17 protein-coding genes and 2 pseudogenes are annotated in these 18,678 nt (G+C 55.5%); 16 read left to right on the plus strand and 3 right to left on the minus strand.

What is annotated here, in order from left to right; translation table 11 throughout:
• Positions 1 to 66 precede the first annotated feature (66 nt).
• Genes EHV07_RS01810 through EHV07_RS01820 form a run of 3 tightly spaced genes read left to right on the plus strand, consistent with a single transcriptional unit; the run spans position 67 to position 3,709 of the window.
• Complete coding sequence (locus EHV07_RS01810; protein WP_147194318.1) at positions 67 to 477, plus strand: TIGR03751 family conjugal transfer lipoprotein; 411 nt, start codon at positions 67 to 69, stop codon at positions 475 to 477.
• Positions 477 to 3,335, plus strand: a complete 2,859-nt coding sequence (locus tag EHV07_RS01815) for a conjugative transfer ATPase (RefSeq protein WP_147194321.1) — start codon at positions 477 to 479, stop codon at positions 3,333 to 3,335. Before EHV07_RS01810 ends, EHV07_RS01815 begins: the two co-directional genes overlap by 1 nt.
• The gene (locus EHV07_RS01820; RefSeq protein ID WP_147194324.1) at positions 3,332 to 3,709 is read left to right on the plus strand and encodes an acetyltransferase; all 378 of its coding nucleotides are present in this window, start codon (positions 3,332 to 3,334) and stop codon (positions 3,707 to 3,709) included. Before EHV07_RS01815 ends, EHV07_RS01820 begins: the two co-directional genes overlap by 4 nt.
• Positions 3,710 to 3,823: 114 nt before the next feature.
• Here EHV07_RS01820 and EHV07_RS01825 read toward each other — a convergent pair whose 3' ends face one another.
• Positions 3,824 to 4,369 (minus strand): hypothetical protein, encoded by a 546-nt coding sequence (locus tag EHV07_RS01825; RefSeq protein WP_147194326.1) that lies wholly within the window; start codon positions 4,367 to 4,369, stop codon positions 3,824 to 3,826.
• Positions 4,370 to 4,618: 249 nt separating this feature from the next.
• Here EHV07_RS01825 and tnpA point away from each other — a divergent pair, with 249 nt between their 5' ends.
• The 3 genes and pseudogenes from tnpA (at position 4,619) to EHV07_RS01840 (ending at position 7,186) form a co-directional block, all read left to right on the plus strand.
• Positions 4,619 to 5,236, plus strand: a complete 618-nt coding sequence (gene tnpA, locus EHV07_RS01830; RefSeq protein WP_254446296.1) for an IS66-like element accessory protein TnpA — start codon at positions 4,619 to 4,621, stop codon at positions 5,234 to 5,236.
• Positions 5,233 to 5,580, plus strand: a complete 348-nt coding sequence (tnpB, locus tag EHV07_RS01835) for an IS66 family insertion sequence element accessory protein TnpB (RefSeq protein ID WP_147194332.1) — start codon at positions 5,233 to 5,235, stop codon at positions 5,578 to 5,580. The genes tnpA and tnpB overlap by 4 nt, the downstream gene beginning before the upstream one ends.
• A gap of 19 nt (positions 5,581 to 5,599) precedes the next feature.
• A pseudogene (locus EHV07_RS01840) lies at positions 5,600 to 7,186 on the plus strand (IS66 family transposase).
• Positions 7,187 to 7,482: 296 nt separating this feature from the next.
• Here EHV07_RS01840 and EHV07_RS01845 read toward each other — a convergent pair.
• The gene (locus EHV07_RS01845) at positions 7,483 to 7,878 is read right to left on the minus strand and encodes a VOC family protein (RefSeq protein ID WP_147194335.1); all 396 of its coding nucleotides are present in this window, start codon (positions 7,876 to 7,878) and stop codon (positions 7,483 to 7,485) included.
• A 122-nt stretch (positions 7,879 to 8,000) separates the two neighbouring features.
• On the opposite strand from EHV07_RS01845, the gene EHV07_RS01850 reads away from it, so the two are divergent.
• The 6 genes from EHV07_RS01850 to EHV07_RS01875 all read left to right on the plus strand — a co-directional run bounded on the left by EHV07_RS01850 (position 8,001) and on the right by EHV07_RS01875 (position 14,026).
• The gene (locus EHV07_RS01850; protein ID WP_147194338.1) at positions 8,001 to 8,894 is read left to right on the plus strand and encodes a LysR substrate-binding domain-containing protein; all 894 of its coding nucleotides are present in this window, start codon (positions 8,001 to 8,003) and stop codon (positions 8,892 to 8,894) included.
• A 397-nt stretch (positions 8,895 to 9,291) separates the two neighbouring features.
• Entirely contained in the window at positions 9,292 to 9,690 is a 399-nt protein-coding gene (locus EHV07_RS01855) for a TIGR03757 family integrating conjugative element protein (protein ID WP_147194341.1), read from the plus strand.
• A complete protein-coding gene (locus tag EHV07_RS01860; protein ID WP_174822347.1) occupies positions 9,690 to 10,679 on the plus strand; it encodes a TIGR03756 family integrating conjugative element protein in 990 nt (329 codons plus the stop codon). Before EHV07_RS01855 ends, EHV07_RS01860 begins: the two co-directional genes overlap by 1 nt.
• Positions 10,679 to 12,154, plus strand: coding sequence for an integrating conjugative element protein (locus EHV07_RS01865; protein ID WP_147194347.1), 1,476 nt, complete (start codon positions 10,679 to 10,681; stop codon positions 12,152 to 12,154). Before EHV07_RS01860 ends, EHV07_RS01865 begins: the two co-directional genes overlap by 1 nt.
• Before the next feature lie 10 nt (positions 12,155 to 12,164).
• Positions 12,165 to 12,503, plus strand: coding sequence for a hypothetical protein (locus EHV07_RS01870; RefSeq protein WP_048330691.1), 339 nt, complete (start codon positions 12,165 to 12,167; stop codon positions 12,501 to 12,503).
• 2 nt (positions 12,504 to 12,505) lie between these two features.
• Entirely contained in the window at positions 12,506 to 14,026 is a 1,521-nt protein-coding gene (locus EHV07_RS01875; RefSeq protein ID WP_147194350.1) for a conjugal transfer protein TraG N-terminal domain-containing protein, read from the plus strand.
• A 38-nt stretch (positions 14,027 to 14,064) separates the two neighbouring features.
• Here the strand turns inward: EHV07_RS01875 and EHV07_RS01880 are convergent, their stop codons facing one another.
• Entirely contained in the window at positions 14,065 to 14,436 is a 372-nt protein-coding gene (locus EHV07_RS01880) for a hypothetical protein (protein WP_147194353.1), read from the minus strand.
• Between the two features lie 283 nt (positions 14,437 to 14,719).
• On the opposite strand from EHV07_RS01880, the gene umuD reads away from it, so the two are divergent.
• From umuD to EHV07_RS01900, 4 genes and pseudogenes are all read left to right on the plus strand, one after another.
• Positions 14,720 to 15,157, plus strand: a complete 438-nt coding sequence (gene umuD, locus EHV07_RS01885) for a translesion error-prone DNA polymerase V autoproteolytic subunit (RefSeq protein ID WP_228744752.1) — start codon at positions 14,720 to 14,722, stop codon at positions 15,155 to 15,157.
• A 2-nt stretch (positions 15,158 to 15,159) separates the two neighbouring features.
• Positions 15,160 to 15,387 (plus strand): annotated as a pseudogene (locus tag EHV07_RS01890) (DNA polymerase V subunit UmuC); the annotation flags it as partial.
• A 73-nt stretch (positions 15,388 to 15,460) separates the two neighbouring features.
• Positions 15,461 to 16,447: a site-specific integrase gene (locus EHV07_RS01895; RefSeq protein ID WP_147194358.1), complete on the plus strand. Its 987-nt coding sequence runs from the start codon at positions 15,461 to 15,463 to the stop codon at positions 16,445 to 16,447.
• On the plus strand, positions 16,447 to 18,564 hold the full coding sequence (locus EHV07_RS01900; RefSeq protein WP_110412210.1) for a tyrosine-type recombinase/integrase: 2,118 nt from the start codon (positions 16,447 to 16,449) through the stop codon (positions 18,562 to 18,564). The genes EHV07_RS01895 and EHV07_RS01900 overlap by 1 nt, the downstream gene beginning before the upstream one ends.
• Positions 18,565 to 18,678: the final 114 nt, after the last annotated feature.

The raw sequence follows: 18,678 nt of genomic DNA on the forward strand, positions 1-18,678 counted from the left end.
TGTCAGTGCATTTATTTTTATCTGTAGCGGCTACGATCCGGCCGCCTCACAAAGGAGATACCGGTAATGTACAGAACAGTTTTCATTCTGGCTCTGGCCTGTTCAGTGCTCAGCGGCTGCTCAACCTCCAAGGAGGAAATGCTGCCGGCGGGCGATAACACCATGCTTGAGCTGTGGAACGGCGCGGACGGTGGCGGCAGTACCGCCCGCCAGTCGGCAGAGGCCCGGGACACGCTGCGCCGTCCGCTGACGGGCAGTGAAACGCAGGCGAACGCGCAGGCCGACCGCAGCTACAGCCGGACTCAGGAGAGTGAAATTTCGCAGCAGTTTCCCCGGCTGCCTAACCCTGACATGGTGATGTATCTGTATCCCCACCTTGCCGACGGTAACACGCCGGTGCCGGGATACAGCACCGTGTTTCCGTTCTACAGCCAGACGCAGTATGCCATGCCTGGCGAGCGCACGGAGGCCCTGTAATGTTTTCACTGTTTACCCGCACCACCTCCCCTGACCGTCAGACGCCGGCTGATGGCGGTCAGTCCGTTCAGGCCGATGAGACCCTCAGCACGGGCGTGAAGGGCCGCCAGCCCCTGACGCGTCCCGGGAAAATGTCCCGCCAGGATGAGGCAAAAATTTATCATGTCAGTCCCTCCATCATTGACTTTCTGCCCTGGGCGGAGTTTCTCGATGAAGAGCAGTGTCTCCTGCTCGATGACGGTGTGTCGGTGGGGGCGGTTTATGATGTGACGCCGGTGGCCACCGAAGGGCGGACAGAAGACCGTCTGGAGCAGATCCGTGACTCGGTGGAGGATGCGCTTCAGGACAGCTTTGATGAACATGACGTGAATCCCTGGGTCGTGCAGTTCTTCTGCCAGGACGAGGACGACACTGACGCGTACCTCGACAGGCTGCGCGGGTATGTCCGACCGCATGCGCAGCGCACGGCGTTTACCGACGCCTGGCTGGGGGAAATGGAGCGTCATATCCGCAGTATCTCCCGGCCTGAAGGCCTGTTCACCGACTCACTGATCACCGGGCAGCCGTGGCGCGGGCAGCAGCGCCGCACCCGGATGGTGATTTATCGCTGGCTGGGAAAAAACCGGGATCCGATGCCGCCGGTGGCGATGCTCAACCAGGTGTGCGACCGGGTTGTGAATGCCCTGGGTGGGGCGGGGATCCGCTGCAGCCGTCAGAACGGCCTGCAGGTGCATGGCTGGCTGCTGCGGCTGTTCAATCCGTCACCGGACTGGGTGGATAAAACCACGCTTTATCGCCAGGCTGCTTACGCAGACCCGCGCGAGACGCCTGAAGGCACCGTGCCGGTCAGCAATGATTTTGCCGAAACCCTGTGGTTCACGCCGCCGGTCTCCGACCCGGAAAACGGCGTGTGGTGGATTGACAACAAGCCGCACTGCGCGGTGTCGGTGGAAAAACTGCGTACACCGCCGGAGCCTGGCACGCTGACCGGGGAGAAAAGCCGGGGTGAAAAGAAAATCAATGCCCTGATGGATATGTTTCCGGAAGGGACCATGGTGTGCATGACGGTGGTGGTCCAGCCCCAGGACCGGCTCGAAGAGCAGTTTAACAGGCTGTCGAAAAACGCGGTCGGGGAGAATACCGAGTCGGGCCGCGTCCGCCAGGATGTGAAGACGGTCAAAGAGTACCTGGGCAACCGGCACAAGCTGTACCGGGCGGGGATCACCTTCCTGCTGCGCGGTGATGACATGACCAGCCTGAAGCGCAAGCGGCTGGCGCTGTCGACTGTATTGCTCGGGGCGGGCCTGCAGCCGGTCCGCCCGGAGTTCGAAGAGGGGCCGCTGAACAGCTGGCTGCGGGCGCTGCCGATGTGCTTTAACCCGGACAGTGACAAAAAACACTGGTATACCCGTCTGACCTGGGTTCAGCACCTGGCCGGTCTCCTGCCGGTGACCGGGCGGGAAACGGGTACAGGGCATCCCGGCTTCAGCTTTTTCAACCGCGGCGGGGATATCCTGACCTTCGATCCGCTCAACAAGCATGACCGTACCCAGAATGCGCATCTGCTGCTGTTCGGCCCGACCGGGGCGGGCAAGTCGGCCACGCTGTGTGCCGCGCTCTCCCAGCTGATGGCCGTCCACCGTCCGCGGCTGTTTATTGCGGAGGCCGGGAACTCGTTCGGCCTGCTGGCCGACTTCTTCGACAGCCTCGGGCTGACGGTGAATAAAATCAGCGTCAGACCCGGGAGCGGCGTCAGCCTGCCGCCGTTTGCCGATGCACATAAACTGGTGGAAGAAGGCCTGGCCGCCCAGGCCGTGGATGAGAGCGACCTGCCGGATATCGAGACGGACGACGATGGCGAGGATGACAAACGTGACATTCTCGGTGAAATGGAAATCTCCGCGCGCATGATGATCACCGGCGGCGACCCGAAAGAAGAGGCTGACCTGAAGCGTGCCGACAGGGCGATGATACGTGAGGCGCTGCTGATGGCGGCGCATGCCACGTATAAAGAAGGACGGCAGATGCTGCCGTCTGACCTGCAGCAGGCGCTGTATGACATTGCCTCTGACAACGATGAGGGCGTCATTAATGTCCGTAATGCCCAGCGCAAGGCGAAAGCGGCGGAGATGGCGGAATCCCTGGGCATGTTCACCCAGGCCGGCAGCTTTGAAGCGGAGCTGTTCAATCGCGAAGGGGCTCTGTGGCCGGAAGCGGACGTGACGCTGGTTGACCTGGGGCATCTGGCGCGTGAGGGTTATGAGGCGCAGATGGCCCTGACCATGGTCTCGATGACCAACATGATTAACAACATCGCGGAGCGTGACCAGTTCCTGGGCCGGGATATTGTCTTCACGGTGGATGAGGCACATATCGTCACGGTCAACCCGCTGCTGTCGCCCTACATGACCAAGGTGGTCAAGATGTGGCGTAAGCTCGGGGCCTGGCTGTGGCTGGCCACCCAGAACCTTAAAGATTACCCGGATATTGCCGAAAAAATGCTGAACATGGCGGAATGGTGGATTTGTCTGACCATGCCCCCGGAGGAGGTGAAAGATATCAGCCGCTTCCGCGCGCTCACGCCGGAGCAGGAATCGGTGCTGCTTTCCGCCAGTAAACTGTCGGGCTGTTATACCGAGGGCGTGGTACTGGCGAAACGGATCGAGGCGCTGTTTCGTGCCGTGCCGCCCAGTCTCTTCCTGGCTCTGGGTATGACGGAAAAAGAAGAGAAAGCCGAACGCCGGGCGCTGATGAATCAGTTTAACTGCAGCGAACTGGAGGCGGCAAAACGCCTCGCACTGAATCTGGACCGTCTGCGCGGTCTGACGGAGAATCAACAGGAGCCTGCCACGGTATGATGACACTGAAGTACCCTGAACCCGCCATTCATGAGCACAGTGGCGGCGCGCTTTTCACCCTCTTGCCCCAGGGAGAGCCCGGCGTGCTCCCGGCGACCCATCAGCACCTTATGAGGCTGCGGGCAATGATCAAACAGCGAATGACCGGCCCGGTCAGAATGACCTGTCACCCGCACCGGGTGGGACTCAGCAGCAGCGTGGCCATCTATCTTGAGGGAAAGCTGAAGCAGGCGGTGAACATCCTTATCACCGTGACAGGGCAGACAAGCTGGCCGCAGGAAGAGGAGTATGCGCATCCGCGCTGGTATATCACGGTGCCGGATTCGGCTGACCTGGTGTATCTGATGCTGTGGATCAACGGACTTGACGTATAACTACAGACTTGCCTTCACCAGGGGCATGATTATAAAAAGAAAATAACAATATTGCATACCGGCCCTCAGGGCCGGTTTTTTTTGCTAAGTAACGTCATAAAATTGACTACGAGGTCAAGAAAATTTCCTTCGCATAACCTTCTTAACGCATTCACTTATAAATCCTTTTTGCTGATGGGAAATATCCATGAACATTGATTCACCTTCCATTTTGAAAGGTAAAACTCCTCCCTCGTATGCAAACCCTGTTTTGTTTAGAGGATAAAATAGCGCAATCCTATACTCTGCTTCATGAGAAAATATATTTGGTTTAAAAAAAACAAGTTCTTCAGGAGTGAAGCTGTCTGGTGCCGTTTCTGGATGGTAATAGATCACATCTTTCCCTTTAATTTCAGTACCCGGGAATCTATGGTCTAAAAGAGAAAGTCTTTCTTGGAGGAGATCAACGTCGAATGCGATGCAGATATCAGCTTTAAAAGCAGCATAGAGTTCTGGCTCATCTTGCCGATTACTCAAACATATACAATAACAATGACGAGGCGATAGCGTAAACATGGGATCTGCAGTCATATCGTCAGGGTTAAGGGTGTGCCCATTAATTTTTATAGCAACTTGATAACGATCCGGAGTGAAAATTTTTTCCATTTCATTATCGCGCATCTTTTCGTTTCACCTGCGTGAATAATGCGTCAGGTCACACAGCCGTATCGGAGCCTCGTCGCGGATAACGGGGCCAAGAATCTTTTCCTTTCCATACAGATACCTGATATTCATCATCACCTCTGGCAATTTAGTTGATTAATTACAGATTAGTACTTTATGCCGGGTTTAACCGTCTGTAGGTAAGCGTATCGTTCAGACCGTCTTTCATTTTCCCCCGTATTTCCTACCATGGACACTTTCGCGAACATGGACACTACCGTGGACAGAAACACGCCTTACACCAGTAGACCCTGGATCATTACTGCACTCAGCCTGCGGTTTAACGACGCCCTGACTTACCGTGAAATCGCTGAGCAACTGAACATCAGTACTTCCGCCACGCATAAAATGTTCAAGCGTTTTCGCCGCACGGGTATTAACTGGCCGTTGCCGGATGAATATACGCCTGAGCGTCTGGAGGAGGAGCTGTACGCCTTCAATCTGGAAACAAACCTGCCTGTCAAAAAACGCCGTCCGGACTGGCCACTGGAGTTCAAAATCCGCATGGCGGATTTAACTCTGCAGCCGGGCGCCTGTGTGGCACAAATTGCACGTGAGCATGGCATCAACGATAACCTGCTCTTCAACTGGCGTAACCTGCATCGACAGGGACTGCTGGACCCGGCCAGCAGAGCCACTCTCATTCCTGTCACCGTGGAGCCTCTGTCGCCGCCATCCAGACACAACGGGGCCGTATCACCAGACCAGCCGCCGGTCATCAGCTGCAAACTGGCACTGCCGGGCGGCACCCTGAGTCTGACCGGGCCACTGACGCCGGAGCTGCTGCGTGCACTGGTCAGCGAACTCAGGGAGAGTGAGGTATGATTAACTTTCCGGCGGGCTCACGCATCTGGCTGGTCGCTGGCGTGACAGATATGCGCTGCAGCTTCAACGGGCTGGCGGCGAAAGTGCAGAACACACTGCGCACGGACCCGTTCAGCGGGCATCTGTTTATATTCCGTGGGCGGCGTGGTGGCATGATAAAGGTGCTGTGGGCCGACCGCGACGGTCTATGCCTGTTCACCAAACGGCTGGAGCGGGGGCGCTTCGTGTGGCCGGTGACCCGCGACGGGAAAGTCCATCTGACTCCCGCGCAGCTGGGCATGCTGCTGGAAGGCATTAACTGGAAACATCCGCAGCGGACGGAATGCCCTGGTCTGCGCATCTGAACCGGAGTAATGTGGCTGCATGGAAAACTCACTCTCCGACGAAAATGCCCGGCTTCGGGCGCTACTGGATACGCAGCAGCACACAATTCGCAAAATGGCGGAGTACAACCGCCTGCTCTCACAGCGGGTGGCGGCGTACGCCAGCGAAATTAACCGACTGAAGGCGCTGGTCGCTAAGCTGCAACGCATGCAGTTCGGCAAAAGCTCCGAAAAGCTGCGTGAGAAAACGGCGCGTCAGGTACGCGAAGCTGAAGAGCGCATCAGCGCCCTGCAGGAGGAGATGTCGGAAGTGCTGGGTGAACAGAATGACCCGGCACTACCGCAGCCGCTGCGCCAGTCTTCCTCCCGCAAACCACTTCCTGCCTTACTGCCCCGCGAAACACGCATACTGTCCCCGGCAGAAACCGCCTGTCCGGCGTGCGGTGGGGACCTCGGCCCGCTGGGCTGCGACGTGTCGGAGCAACTGGAGCTCATCAGCAGCGCCTTTAAGGTTATCGAAACGCAGCGGCCCAAACTGGCTTGCTGCAGCTGTGACCACATCGTTCAGGCCCCGATGCCCTCCAAACCCATAGAGCGTAGCTACGCCGGTCCCGGCCTGCTGGCCCGAATCGTCACGGCGTAGTTCGCAGAGCACACGCCGCACTACCGGCAGTCAGAAATCTACCGCCGTCAGGGCGTGGAGCTGAGGCGGGCCACGCTGGGGCGCTGGTCGGGTGCGGTGAGTGAACTGCTGGAGCCGCTGTATGACCTTCTGAAACAGTACGTGCTGATGCCGGGCAAAGTGCACACCGACGATATCCCGGTACCGGTTCAGGAGCCGGGCAGCGGCAAAACGCGCACTGCCCGGCTGTGGGTCTACGTGCGGGATGACCGCAACGCCGGTTCGCAGCTGCCGCCGGCGGTGTGGTTCGCATACTCACCGGACCGTAAGAGCGTTCATCCACAACAGCATCTTGCCGGGTACAGCGGCATCCTGCAGGCGGATGCTTACGGTGGCTATAATGCGCTGTACGAAGACGGTCGCATCATGGAAGCGGCCTGCATGGCGCACGCCCGGCGAAAAATCCACGATGTTCACGTCCGTAACCCGACTGACATCACCACCGAAGCGCTGAATCGCATCGGTGAGCTGTACGCCATTGAGGCGGAAATACGCGGCAGCCCTGCAGATGAACGGCTGGCGGTCCGGAAAGAGAAAACCATCCCGCTGATGCAGTCACTGTACGACTGGATACAGGTGCAGATGACGGTGCTGTCACGGCACTCAGATACGGCGAAGGCATTCGCATACCTGCTGAAGCAGTGGGACGCGCTGAACCTGTACTGCAGCAACGGCTGGGCAGAGATAGACAACAACATCGCGGATAACGCGCTGCGTGGTGTTGCCGTGGGACGGAAAAACTGGCTGTTCGCCGGTTCGGACAGCGGTGGTGAGCGGGCCGCGGTGCTTTACTCCCTTATCGGCACCTGCCGGCTTAACGGCGTGGACCCGGAGGCGTGGCTGCGTTACGTCATCGGTCATATCCAGGACTGGCCTGTTAACCGGCTGCGCGATCTGCTGCCGTGGAAAACCGATCTCACATCTTCTGTATTAGCTCAGATTTAATCTGACACCGCTATGTATGGCACAGAGTTAAATCTAATCTCACAGGCCGTTTGTGCCCAGGTTGTGTGAAAACCCTGACCTAAAACTGAAGTGCGCGCATCTACGCAAAATCTGGAATTGCTCGACTGGTACTGGTTAGCTGAGCCAAATTTTACGTATGCGTGCAGTTTTTAGCCCTGTTTTTGGCAGTTTAAGCGACCAAAACAGTTTTCACATAGCCTGTGCCAAGAGCAGACGTTCCGGATACTAATAGCGAGGTAAGAGAACTATTACCCGCCATCCCGGCAAACCTGTTTTCACAGTGGTTGAAAAAGTGTTAACTGTAATCCGGCTGGCGCTTCCAGTCGATTATTGAAAGAATTAAAAGGTGTCATCCTTGGTTCCGAGAGCATACGCGCCCCCCCCTCCACCAGAGTTGCGGTTGTTGAACTAATGTCTTCCACCTCAAACGCTACCCGTACCCAGCCGGAAACTCGCTTACCGACTTCAATATCATCTATGTAAGCAGCTGTCGCTGGCTCTACCAATTCCAGCGTAGCTTTGCCAGCCTCAAGTATTGCTACTCTACCTTCATCAGGTGGGACAGCATTAATTTGCGTCAATCCAAGGCTATCGCGATAGAAAGAAAGCGCATTATCAAAATCTTCTGTGGTGATTACTAAGCGAAGTTGTTTTACCACTGATGTAGACATCGTCATCTCCTGAGTAATTCGATGAATAATTTTCATCTGCTGTACTGCATCTAAAAAGATATATTGATGTTGTATAGCTAATCAAAATCATACTTTTCAGCTAAAGATGAAAAAAACTCACCATGACACGAAGACTCCCGCCTCTACGTTCACTACAAGTATTTGATGCTGTAGCAAGACTGAAAAGCTTCAGACTGGCTGCTGAAGAAATTGGCGTTTCACCAACAGCTGTTAGCCATCAAATCCGACTGCTGGAAAACCTGTTAGAGGTTAGCGTACTTGAACGAACACCACGTAAGGTGGAGCTCACTGCTGACGGGAAGATTTTGCAACGGGCGTCCAGTCAGGCCTTCCGGTTGCTACAGAATGCGGTTTCAGAAATCGTTGAAGTACAACGCCCAAGAGTTCTGACACTAACCGCCACCACCGCTATGATCACTCATTGGCTGGTACCGCGATTACCAGCGCTGCTGCGCGAGTTCCCCACAATAGATCTGCGACTGCATGCCGATGACTGCATTGTGGATTTGCGCAGCAGGAATATTGACATGGCTCTGCGCTACGGAACTGAGCCGGATGAGCAGTTGTCACCACGCCTGCTTTACCGGGATCGATTCGTGCTGATCGCCAGCCCAAAGCTGTCCTTGAAAACGGCAGAGGATATACTGCAAGCCACCTTGCTCCATACTGATGGTCGCCGTGTGCCGCAACCCGCTCCGGACTGGCAGCGCTGGCGAGATGAATTTGGCCCAGCAGAGCTGGATATTAACGCAGGGCCACGGTTCACCGATGAGACTCATGTGATTCAGGCTGCGATTGCCGGACAGGGTGTGGCTATTGTCAGTGATCTGATGGCAGAACATGCTTTGAGAAACGGGTTGTTATATACCCCTTTAAACAATGTTTTATCCGGTTCAGCCCATTATTTCGTCAGTAATCCCGAGGGAAACCACCACCAAATTGCAGGGCACCTTGCCGAGTGGTTATCAGCAGAAATGGCTCACAAAGTATCGTGATTATTGATTTCACAGAAAGAAACTATGCTTATTATTCAGTTGATTAATGTTATTAAGTTAGATAATAAATTCAAAGCCAGATTAATGAATCGTCTATGGCGTTTTTTTGCTTTGACTTCACGGTGATTGTGACTACAGATCTACGTCAAATTTTCGCTCAAGGAATACTGTTAGTTTAAGTCTGAGCTGATACACCTCTGAGTGAGCGATAATACGGTCTATATGTGACGCTTACGTCTGTAGTTATATCATTAGCTAAATGGTTGTGATCATTTCCTATTGCAAAAGCTACAGATTCGCTGATTAATTTTTTTGTTCGGGTATAGAATTTAATGCGGCTTTTCTGAACGGCCACGGGCACGCTGTCAGGCGATTCAGTCTGACGGAGTCCCGATTCATGAAACTGACCTCCCTTGTTTTCCTGCCGGCTCTGCTGCCGGCATCCGTACTGGCCGGCACTGTTCTCTTCACTGACAGCCAGCATCTGCCGGCAAATTTGCCCCCGGGCGTGCCGGTGGTCCTTCTTGATGGCCCTGACCGGCTGCAGACCGACATGTTCGGAGAACTGCCTGCAGACCCGCAGCAGGCTGAGGCACAGGTCAGGCAGGTTATGGCGTCTCCCGCCTGGCAACAAAAACAGCAGCAGCTGAATGATTCTTATCGCCAGGTGGTCCGGGCCTGGGAGCTGGGCATTAAAAAAGTGCCGGCCGTGGTATTCGATGACCGCGATGTGGTGTACGGCACCACGGATGTTGACGCGGCCACTTCCCTGCGTAACCGGGGAGGTGGCCAGTGATGACAAAACCCTCCCGCATTAAAACCACAGTGTGCTCGCTGGCGGTAGCCACCGTACTGGGTACGGCAACCGCGCCAGCTGCTGTAGCCGCACTTAACACTGCGCAGATTATTGCCAGCGCCGTGTCGCAAAACTGTATCAGCTGGCGTGTGAGCGGCATCTGTTACTGGCTGTTCTGCACCCCCTTTGGCTGCAAGGTGCGCACGTCGGTCAAAGTCACCCACTTTATTCCTCAGACAGTCGTTTCGACCTATGTCGCGCCGGGCGGTAATCCGTGGCAGGAAATGGCGGTTGTCAGCCAGACTGCCGGCGGGCTGGAGAGTGCCGTGACCAGCGGGCTTTCCGGTGTTTCTGCCGGAGGAGCTAATCCGGCCGACATGAAAAATCCCGGCCAGCGCAAGTCCGCTGTTCGTTTCAAGTATGCCGATGCGATTGGCCACCCGGCCACGTCCCTGATTGGCGGCAGTATTCCGGGCTATTCCTGTGATACTGCCGCCACCCCGTTAATGCCTTACTTCCTGAGTACGCTGGATTCGGCGGCCTGGCGCACGGGCGTACCGGAGTCCCTCTATCCGGAAGCGCTTGTGCCCGGCCAGCGGGAAATCGGCAGTCAGGCCGCAGCGAACATGTGGGGCAACGTCTATCCCCGTTCTGGGTTTGTCAGCCAGACCGATGATGACAAAGCCTCTGCCGTGGTGGCACAGCGCGTGGCAGACATTATCACCCGCGCCGGGCAGCCGCATGTGTATCAGGCGCTTAAGGGCAACCGCCATGACGGGTACTGGCCACCGGGGGCGGTCACGGAAAACACCGGCACGCGCAATCACAAATGGCAGCGGCTTGCTCCCCACATGACACAGTCATGTGCCGTCTTCCCGGACGGGAGCCACACCGCCGCGAGCGATAACAACGAAGCCTTTGCGCTCTGGCAGCCCTACAGCTGCTGCAAACGACGCGGGCAGACATTTCTGGGCAGCACTGATATCTGATGAGGAAAACCGTGAAAAAAACACCTTCATTTTCAGCCGTTCGCGTTAGCCTGCTGCTGACCGGCTCCCTGCTGACGGTTCTTCCGGCGGCACACGCAGCCGATGATGACAACACCATCCTCGGCATGTCCCTGCCGCAGGTGAACAACAGCGCCATCGGTTATGGCAAGTCCGTGGATGGTGCCGTGTCTGACAAACTGTTCTATACCCTGGGCGGCGGGTCGGTCATTTCCCAGCCGGCCACGCGCGGCAATATGCAGAAGCTGGGGCTGAACACCGGCTGGAGCAGTGACATGATGTGCGGCAACTTCGACCTGAAAACCACCGTCGGCAACCAGCTCAACGGCGTCACGTCCGGCTTTAAGAACCTGATGGGCGACGTGATTCAGGGGGCAACGGGTGCGGTGGCCAGTCTGCCGGCGATGGTCATTCAGCGGGCCAACCCCGGTCTGTATGACATGCTCACCAACGGTGTGCTTCAGGCCAATGTGTCATTCGACAAGGCGCAGCTCAACTGCCAGAACATGGCGAAAAAGATGATGGACTTCAGCGACAGCAGTAACTGGACACAGCAGGCCATGATGGACGAATACAAATCTGTTGTGAACAGCGGAGACAGTGACGCGGTCCGGGCCGATGAGGCGGGGCGGAAAGTCACCGGTGCGTCGGGCAGCAACTGGATCGGGGGAGAAAAACGTGGCGGCGCGGGCCAGCCCGCCATCCGGGTCACCCATGATCTGATCGCTGCCGGCTACAACATGATGAACGGTTTGCCGGTCACGGCGAATTCAACGGTGGGCGAAAGCAGCTGTAACGGCGGCGCATGCTCTAAATTCGGTAGCGCGGAAGAGGCGGCTGCCATGACCGTGAAGGTGCTGGGCGACAAATCCATGCGCACCTGTGCCAACGCCAGCGAATGCACCAGTGGTAATGCCGAGAACCAGCCCGGGACGACCGTTGCCGGCACCGGCTTTGCGCCCCTGCTGGAAGACGCAACGAAAGCCAACGCGGAGCAGCTGGTTAAACTGGTTAATGGTACGGAGAAGCCCACGGCGGAGAATCTGGCTAAGCTGAAAACCGGCGGGCTGCCGGTGACGGCCGGCGTGATTAAAGCCCTGCAGCGTGATCCGGATAATGCGGCCCTGACCGCCCGCCTTGCCGGCGAGCTGGCCATGTCTGACACGGTGGAAACGGCCCTGCTGATGCGCCGCATGATGGTCACCGGCATGTCAGAGCCTAATGCCGCCGCCCAGCCAAAAGCAATCGGTGCTGCCGGTGAGCGCATTGAGTCGCTGGACCGTGAAATCGCGGCGCTCAAAACCGAGATGGAGATGAAGCGCGAGCTGTCACGCAACTCTGTACTGACCATTATCGAGCGCGAAAACCAGCGTGTTGAAACCAACCCGCAGACCCAGGCTGATGACAATACTGACAGCCGCTTCAATCAGATGGCCACGCCGAAACAGGCCGAATGAGGGAACAGGCATGCACAATAAAATGACTGTCAGGAAAGTCCTGACCCGCACCGGCATCTTTCTGGCCTGCATGGCGCTGTTCATGGTGGTCTCGCTGATGGTGGCTGACACCGCCATGAAACATCCGGGGGAGGCTGCTGCATTCCGGCGCTGGATGCAGTCGACGCGTTACGGCTGGCTGTTATGGCGACTGGCGCTGTATGCGCTGGTTGCCTGGGGCCTCTGGAAAATCCGGCATGCGCCGGGTTTTCGGGAGGAGTTCCGGCGGCCGCTGCTACGCATCAGCGTGGTCAGTGTGCTTTTTATCGCGTTATGTGAGTACGCGATGTTTACCGGTCCGGGAGTCTGACGATGACAACAAACAGCTATCTTGAGTATTTTCTCACGCTGCTCGGCTGGGTCATCAACAATGGCCTGTGGAACGTCCTGCTGGGTACCGGCCTTTTTGTTCTGCCACTGGCCTTTAAGGTGGTGGGTATCTGGATGCGGGTTCGTGAAGAAGGGGAGGATGAAGGTAACAAGGGGATGCTGTCGCTGCCCCGTATTGAAAACGCGCTGTATGCCGGGTTCCTGGTGATGATTGCCTGCTGTGTGCCGCTGATTAACGTCAGCCTCAGCACAATGCAGTACGACACGACCCGGGCTAAAACCTGTGGCGTCTGGACCCCGAAAGCGCCGGATGAAAGCGGTTATGCCGGCGTGGTCTCCAGTCTCAACGACCAGACGGCCGCAGCACCGGTGTGGTGGGTGCTGATTCATAAACTCTCAAAAGGGGTCACCCAGGCGGCCGTGGCGACCATCCCCTGCCGGCCGGACATGCGGCAAATCCGCTTTGAGGTGCAGCACACGCGCATCGATAACAAAGCGCTGGCGCAGGAGCTGCAGGACTTCACCAACGACTGTTACTCCGTCGCGCTCTATCTCTGGAAGCAGCAGGACCAGGGGCAGACAAAGGACAAAAGCACACTGCGTGATATCGAATGGATCGGCAGCAGTACCTTCCTGAGCCGGTACTATCCCTCACTGCAGTCGAAACTGCCCCGGGCAGCGTTCCCGTGGGCCGACAGCCGGGACAGCGGCCGGCCCAATACCGGCAGAGGCGGGTATCCCACCTGCAGCGAGTGGTGGAGCAGTGCGGATACCGGTCTGAAAGCCCGCGTGAAGGACCAAGCTGACCCGGATATGTGGCTGCGCATCTCGGCCGCCATGAAAATGTCAGGCTTTAATGAGAGTGACTACCAGGAAGCCGTCATCCGTCGCCTGGTAAGCCCGGAAAGCCTGACGGTCTCACAGACGGGGCATGTGTATGCCGGCTATGGCGGCAACGCTGATTTTACCCTTGATAATGCCGCGGCGCGTGTGGCCTCTGTTGCCGGGGCCTCTCTGGGCAGTCTGGCCGCATTCCCGGCGTTCGATGCGATGCGGCAGGCGCTGCCGATGGTGCAGGCCATCCTGCTGATGGCAGTCTATGTCATGTTACCGCTGATCCTGGCGTTTGCTGCTTACGAGTTCAAGACCGTTATTACGCTGACCTTTGTGATGTTCGCCCTGAACTTCCTCACGTTCTGGTGGGAACTGGCCCGATGGCTGGACAGCTGGCTGTTAACTGCATTGTACAGTTCAGACACTCACAGCCGCTTTAATATGGCAGGGCTGCAGAACAGTACCGATGACCTGATTATGAATCTGGTTATGGGCACTATGTTTCTCGTACTACCTGCTGTTTGGTTAGGGGCATTATCATGGGCAGGGGTAAACGTCGCTGTAGCCTTGAGCAACGCAATCCAAAAAGGTACTGAGACAGCTCAGAATAGCGGAGGAAAATTAGGTGATGCAGCGGCTAATACGATAACCAGCAAAACTACGAGATAATAAAGAACGTCACGGCGGTGATGAGAGCCACCGTGACTTCAATCCTCCCCTGGTGGTTGGTAAGGCGCATCGTATTGACCATGACGAGCGCTTTCCATAGCGTAGTCACTGCTGTCAGTTTTATCCGCAGTGCTGGATACCCCACCCTTCACAAAAGAACTCGCTATGGCGAGGCCGCAAAAAACTAGCACCGAGGATACAATCACAAAACCGCCCAGAGTTAGAGCGATCACAGACAAAATAAGCAACCCTGCGGTTGGTAGGCGTCCTACCCATTTTGGCATATTACGGCTCATGGCCCAGCTAACACATCGGCGGTCAAGACGGAAAAATTGCCTTTTGATTTTCTTCCAAAATTGGGCTAATGAATAACCCCGCTGCCAAGCTCGTTCATCTTGAGTCTTAAACATATTTATCTCCTATTTAAGGGAGTGTACATCCGACTATAGCGGAATTTTTGAGCAATTACGAACATCCATGATACCTAACTGTGAACGCTGATTAATTCTTTAATACTCATCAGGTTACTGTTTTCAAGATAGTTACAGCTTGTCATCGTTGAAAATGAATTATTATACTGTATTTATAAACAGTATAAGTTGAGGGGGGCGAGTTATGCCAATACCTTTAGAACAGACGATGTGTTGGGATAAAAGTTCGCAGAAAAATTCAGCAAGCACCCCGCTTTTGATGATGGCAGCGATCGCCAGACTTACAGGCAGCAATTCATCATTGGCATGCGTTCCGTTGTTTGGTGATGGGGTTTCATGTGGGTTCCCTTCTCCTGCTCAGGATTATGTCGAAAAGCGTCTTTCCCTTGATGACCTTTGTATTCGCTATCCGGAAAGCACCTACCTGGTGCGGGCAGAAGGTGACTCAATGCGTAACGCCGGCATCAGAGACGGAGATTTACTTATAGTTGAATGTATTCGTGAGGCCAAGCACGGTGATATTGTCATTGCAGCTGTAAATGGAGAATTTACCTGTAAACGACTGCAGTTGTTGCCCTCTCCTGCCCTGGTGCCAGCTAATCCCGCATATTCAGCAATACCCCTGACTGATGACATCGAAACAGTTGTCTTCGGTGTGGTACGCCATCTTGTGCATTCATTCAAGTTCAGGGACGCTTAATAGTGTTCGCCCTGGTCGATGTTAACTCATTTTACGCTTCCTGCGAGACGGTTTTCAGACCCGATCTCCGTGGCAAACCTGTGGTGGTGCTGTCTAATAACGATGGCTGCATAATAGCCCGCTCCTCAGCAGCAAAATCACTTGGGTTAAAAATGGGCGATCCCTGGTTCAAGGTTGGTCGTGAGGCTGAGAGAAAGGGAGTTTTAGCATTTTCAAGTAATTACAGCTTATAGTAAGTTAAGTGGAATGCAACATTGAGTGAGTAAACTTTGAGCAGCGATATTGCTGTCAGAGGAGAACACGATGCTGATCCCACCGAATGAACAAAGCCTATTGCTGGCAGAGCGCTGGCTGAAACTGTTATCCGATCTCGGGCGGGCGCAGGGCACACTCACCGCCTACCGTAGCGCCCTTCATCATTACTTTTCGTTCTGCAGCGAGAACGAAATTGAACCTGAAAAAGCCCGGTTTGAAGACCTCGCCGCCTACATCCGCCCTCAGCTGCCTGGCATGCCTTACCCTGCGGCCAGTGCCACGCTCCAGCTGCGCCTGTCTGCTATCCGTCTCTGGTATGACTTTCTTGTTTATCAGGATATATGCAGTCTCAATCCGCTACCCCGCGCGGGTTTACCGGGTGCCATTTATACCGGGCGGGGGCTTGTCCCGCGTATCACCCGCTTACCTGTAATACCTGACAATGAACAATGGCTGAGATTTCTTAAACATGTTTCAGCTGCTTCCCTGCGGGACCGGCTGATGCTCGCACTGGCCTATTTTGGTGCACTCCGCCGTGCAGAGGTGACAGCCCTGACGCTTGAGGATATCGACCCTGCTCATCGCCTGATCCGTATCCGCCCGGAAACAACGAAAAGCCGGCGTGAAAGGGTTGTGTGCTATGGTCCGGACATTACGCCGGTACTGGCAAACCTTTTCCGGCAGCTGAAGCGGGCTGGCCGGACACAGGGGGCGTTGTTCCGTTCATTTTCTGATCGTAATTACGGCACTCCTCTTTCTGTGTGGAGCTGGAGTAAAACCGTGCGCAGATGGGCTCTGGATACGGGGCTTCCACAGATTACAACCCACACCTTTCGCCATCTTCGCCTGACCCATCTGGCTCGGGCCGGCTGGAAGCTGCATGAGCTGGCGACTTATGCTGGACACAGAGATCCGCGCACCACACAGATTTATATCCATCTGTCAGGGTCCGATCTGTCTGGCCGGATAACCGCAGCCGTAGCTGAAACCGACAGGAAAATCGCTGGCCTTATTTTTCAGGCGGGGGCTTACTGATGAGTGGAAAAAAAAACACAGTCACTTATATACCTTTCAAACGCACAGATTATCAGCTGAGCGATGCGCTGAGTCCTGAGGAAAAAGACGCGATACGTACAGGCTACCGGCGGTCTGCTGCGCTCGATCGGCCAGATTCCCTGCCATATTTGCTGCTGCCTCTGCAGGACATTGCCTCACGAAGCAGTATCAGTGTCAGACTTGCCAGAATTACCCTCCTTGCCGTTCTTGCAGAAACGCACCGGTCGGGTCAGCCCTGCTGGCAGTGGACGCAGGAAAGATGGTTAACGCTCTGTGAGCAACACTGTTCCGGCAGGCCCCTGCTTGCTGCTTTTGCCTTTCATCTCGGTCCGTTTTCTTCTCCGCTCAGCCTGCCAGTGCATGGCGCACCGTCGTTGTACGCCAGTGCTATATATGGCCGGAGTATTGTCAGTCATGAAATTAACCGGCTGACAGACGTTCTGATCTCAATGGGATATGCCGGGCAGAATCAGAAGCACAATATGTCCGGTATGCTGGGTGTACTGATGCTGATGAACAACGACCCGCGTCTTGAAACTTTTACGACAGACCTCCTGTGGCGGGGGCAGAACTGCCACGACCGGGGAATCGCAAGAGCTACGGGGAAAATATCCTGTGCGCTTGCTGCTATGGGAATTATAGAGAGCCCCCTGAGAATGCGTAACTATCAGGAATGGCATGAAAAGCCAACACAAGGTATCGCACCTGACTGGGCGCGGTGGTGCCGGATGTGGCGGGAAACGTCGGTACTCCGCCCCCGCTCCAGAGAAACTCAGTACAGTTTTATTCTCCGCTGTGGCCTGTGGCTTGCCCGGGAAAAGCCGGAAATATGCGAGCCCTCTGACTGGACAATGGAAACCTGCGCCAGCTTTATTGCAATGGTCGGCAGACTGAAAGTAGACGAGCTGTCACTGGATACAAAGAAAGGGGGCAGACAATCAAAACGCTCAGGAGAACCCCTGATGCCGCATTCCCGCAGCCGGTTTGTTTATGCCATTCGCCGTTTTATGCTTGATTATGAAAGCTGGGGATGGGGGCGATTAAAGTTCAGTCCGGCCCGCCATCTGTCCACGCCTGATACACCGCTGTTTCGTCAGGGCGTGAGCCCCCGCGTTATTGATGATCCGGTCTGGCTCAGACTGGTCTGGGCGAGTCTGAACCTGCGTCAGGAAGATTTGCTGAGCGAAATTCATTATCCCCTGTCTATGCTTCAGGCTATGGCGGTTATCTGGACGCATGCCGGGCTGCGACAGAACGAGCTGTTGCGCCTGACAATGAACTGCGTTACCCCACAGGTGGATGACATTCTGCAGGAAAACAGCAGCCCTGTCCCGGCCGGTACTCTGTGCTATCTCAGCGTACCAGCCGGCAAAACGTCTAAAGCTTTTGTTAAGCCAGTCTCGTCTGTTGTGAAAAAATATGTCGATATCTGGCTCAGTGAGCGTCCTCAGGAGCAGGCAGCATTTACGGATGAACGCACCGGTGAAAAAGTTCGTTATCTGTTTCAGAACCGGGGTAAACCGGTGGGAAGAAACATAATAAATCTCACTGTCATTCCGCTTCTCTGCGCCAGAGCGGGTATGTCTGTGGAAGATTCACGCGGTCCCATTACCAGCCACCGCGGCCGTGCTTCTGCCGTTACAGCACTGGCCAGTGTTGCCGGGGGGATGTCTTTACATGAGCTGATGCAGTGGTCCGGCCATTCATCCCCACAGTCAACCCTGCATTATATTCGTATACGTCCGACTCAGCTGGCCGCTTCGTTCGTCAAAGCCGACAGGGTCTCTCATATGATAAGCGTGCTGATTGACCACGATCCGGAAGCCGCCAGTCTGACCGGACCCGCGACGTACTATGATCTGGGTGACTCATACTGCACGAACCCTTTCTGGAGCAGCTGTCAGCACCGGATGGCCTGCATCGGCTGCGATTTTAACCTGCTTAAAGACAGCGCGCGCGGGCTGATAATGGAGAGTAAAGCATCCATCCGGCGTTACCTCGAAGAGGTTCCGCTCACTCCCGATGAGAGATCCATACTGGAGCAGGATGCTGAAAAGGTTGAGCGGGTTCTTACAAGACTGGATCCACAATCCTGACGGATCAGATGCTTACAATGTCCGGCCTGAGGGTGTCAGCGCAGAGTCAGTACAGACGACCGAACGTCGTATCTGATATAAATCTGATTATAGCGGGCGTGATGCCGTAACTGA

It is taken from the genome of Pantoea sp. CCBC3-3-1 (assembly GCF_007981265.1).
Classification (GTDB): domain Bacteria; phylum Pseudomonadota; class Gammaproteobacteria; order Enterobacterales; family Enterobacteriaceae; genus Erwinia.

Excerpts from the sequence above, each read along its gene's own strand:
- EHV07_RS01850 (WP_147194338.1), top strand. The coding sequence starts at position 8,001 with ATGACACGAAGACTCCCGCCTCTACGTTCACTACAAGTATTTGATGCT.
- tnpB (WP_147194332.1), top strand. The coding sequence starts at position 5,233 with ATGATTAACTTTCCGGCGGGCTCACGCATCTGGCTGGTCGCTGGCGTG.
- EHV07_RS01870 (WP_048330691.1), top strand. The coding sequence starts at position 12,165 with ATGCACAATAAAATGACTGTCAGGAAAGTCCTGACCCGCACCGGCATC.
- EHV07_RS01875 (WP_147194350.1), top strand. The coding sequence starts at position 12,506 with ATGACAACAAACAGCTATCTTGAGTATTTTCTCACGCTGCTCGGCTGG.
- EHV07_RS01900 (WP_110412210.1), top strand. The coding sequence starts at position 16,447 with ATGAGTGGAAAAAAAAACACAGTCACTTATATACCTTTCAAACGCACA.
- EHV07_RS01845 (WP_147194335.1), bottom strand. The coding sequence starts at position 7,878 with ATGTCTACATCAGTGGTAAAACAACTTCGCTTAGTAATCACCACAGAA.
- EHV07_RS01855 (WP_147194341.1), top strand. The coding sequence starts at position 9,292 with ATGAAACTGACCTCCCTTGTTTTCCTGCCGGCTCTGCTGCCGGCATCC.
- EHV07_RS01820 (WP_147194324.1), top strand. The coding sequence starts at position 3,332 with ATGATGACACTGAAGTACCCTGAACCCGCCATTCATGAGCACAGTGGC.
- EHV07_RS01810 (WP_147194318.1), top strand. The coding sequence starts at position 67 with ATGTACAGAACAGTTTTCATTCTGGCTCTGGCCTGTTCAGTGCTCAGC.
- EHV07_RS01865 (WP_147194347.1), top strand. The coding sequence starts at position 10,679 with ATGAGGAAAACCGTGAAAAAAACACCTTCATTTTCAGCCGTTCGCGTT.
- EHV07_RS01860 (WP_174822347.1), top strand. The coding sequence starts at position 9,690 with ATGACAAAACCCTCCCGCATTAAAACCACAGTGTGCTCGCTGGCGGTA.
- EHV07_RS01825 (WP_147194326.1), bottom strand. The coding sequence starts at position 4,369 with ATGCGCGATAATGAAATGGAAAAAATTTTCACTCCGGATCGTTATCAA.
- tnpA (WP_254446296.1), top strand. The coding sequence starts at position 4,619 with ATGGACACTACCGTGGACAGAAACACGCCTTACACCAGTAGACCCTGG.
- EHV07_RS01880 (WP_147194353.1), bottom strand. The coding sequence starts at position 14,436 with ATGTTTAAGACTCAAGATGAACGAGCTTGGCAGCGGGGTTATTCATTA.
- umuD (WP_228744752.1), top strand. The coding sequence starts at position 14,720 with ATGGCAGCGATCGCCAGACTTACAGGCAGCAATTCATCATTGGCATGC.
- EHV07_RS01815 (WP_147194321.1), top strand. The coding sequence starts at position 477 with ATGTTTTCACTGTTTACCCGCACCACCTCCCCTGACCGTCAGACGCCG.
- EHV07_RS01895 (WP_147194358.1), top strand. The coding sequence starts at position 15,461 with ATGCTGATCCCACCGAATGAACAAAGCCTATTGCTGGCAGAGCGCTGG.